This window comes from Streptomyces tardus (genome assembly GCF_018101125.2).
Classification (GTDB): domain Bacteria; phylum Actinomycetota; class Actinomycetes; order Streptomycetales; family Streptomycetaceae; genus Streptomyces; species Streptomyces tardus.
This window is the reverse complement of record NZ_JAELVF020000001.1, coordinates 2,826,440-2,826,776: the sequence shown is the minus strand read 5'-3', so window position 1 is coordinate 2,826,776 and position 337 is coordinate 2,826,440.

Sequence of the window (337 nt, the reverse complement as noted above, 5' to 3'; positions counted from 1 at the left end):
CCACGACCGAGTTCCGACCGTTTGCGGACGGACCGAGGACCCGCGCCTCCCGCACGAACCCACGAGCCGATCCCGTCCGGCCCCAACTCCTGCTGCACACCGCCACATCGAGGATTCATCCCGTGGAACGGTGTGCTTCATCCCGCGCTCAACCGTCCCCGTGCCCGTACGGGCAGAGTCTGCCCACCGGTCGAACTCCCCCTGGACAAGACCGAGTCAATCAGCAGACTTGTGCCGACCGGCCCTGGCGCCGACCGCGTCCCCCAACCCGGCCCCGGCCAGGGCACGTTGCACAGACAAGAGAACACTGGAGGAAACGGGTGCACTCCCCCCACAC